This window comes from Samsonia erythrinae (assembly GCF_004342665.1).
Lineage (GTDB): Bacteria > Pseudomonadota > Gammaproteobacteria > Enterobacterales > Enterobacteriaceae > Samsonia > Samsonia erythrinae.
Window position 1 is genome coordinate 1 of sequence record NZ_SMBY01000025.1, and the last position, 1,295, is coordinate 1,295.

The window sequence follows — 1,295 nt, forward strand, 5'->3', positions numbered from 1 at the left end:
TCGCTGCCGCAGCTTCGGTGCATGGTTTAGCCCCGTTACATCTTCCGCGCAGGCCGACTCGACCAGTGAGCTATTACGCTTTCTTTAAATGATGGCTGCTTCTAAGCCAACATCCTGGCTGTCTGGGCCTTCCCACATCGTTTCCCACTTAACCATGACTTTGGGACCTTAGCTGGCGGTCTGGGTTGTTTCCCTCTTCACGACGAACGTTAGCACCCGCCGTGTGTCTCCCGTGATAACATTCTTCGGTATTCGCAGTTTGCATCGGGTTGGTAAGTCGGGATGACCCCCTAGCCGAAACAGTGCTCTACCCCCGAAGATGAGTTCACGAGGCGCTACCTAAATAGCTTTCGGGGAGAACCAGCTATCTCCCGGTTTGATTGGCCTTTCACCCCCAGCCACAAGTCATCCGCTAATTTTTCAACATTAGTCGGTTCGGTCCTCCAGTTAGTGTTACCCAACCTTCAACCTGCCCATGGCTAGATCACCGGGTTTCGGGTCTATACCCTGCAACTTAACGCCCAGTTAAGACTCGGTTTCCCTGCGGCTCCCCTATTCGGTTAACCTTGCTACAGAATATAAGTCGCTGACCCATTATACAAAAGGTACGCAGTCACACCCCAAAGGGTGCTCCCACTGCTTGTACGTACACGGTTTCAGGTTCTGTTTCACTCCCCTCGCCGGGGTTCTTTTCGCCTTTCCCTCACGGTACTGGTTCACTATCGGTCAGTCAGGAGTATTTAGCCTTGGAGGATGGTCCCCCCATCTTCAGACAGGATAACACGTGTCCCGCCCTACTCATCGAACTCACAGCCTGTGCATTTTTGTGTACGGGACTATCACCCTCTGTCGTGCGACTTTCCAGACGCTTCCACTAACACACAAACTGATTCTGGTTCTGGGCTCCTCCCCGTTCGCTCGCCGCTACTGGGGGAATCTCGGTTGATTTCTTTTCCTCGGGGTACTGAGATGTTTCAGTTCCCCCGGTTCGCCTCATACAGCTATGTATTCACTGCATGATAGTGTGTCGAAACACACTGGGTTTCCCCATTCGGGTATCGTCGGGTATAACGGTTCATATCACCTTACCGACGCTTATCGCAGATTAGCACGCCCTTCATCGCCTCTGACTGCCTAGGCATCCACCGTGTACGCTTAGTCGCTTAACCTCACAACCCGAAGATGTTTCTGTCGAATCACCCTCGCGCCGCGATTATTTGAGAGACTCACGAATAATCATTTCAATTATCCGTTGTTTCAATTTTTCAGCTTGTTCCAGATTGTTAAAGAGCAAT

1 rRNA gene is annotated in these 1,295 nt (G+C 51.5%); it reads right to left on the minus strand.

The features are described from left to right. Window positions 1-1,169 (minus strand): 23S ribosomal RNA (locus EDC54_RS17760); the annotation flags it as partial. Between the last annotated feature and the right edge of the window lie 126 nt (window positions 1,170-1,295).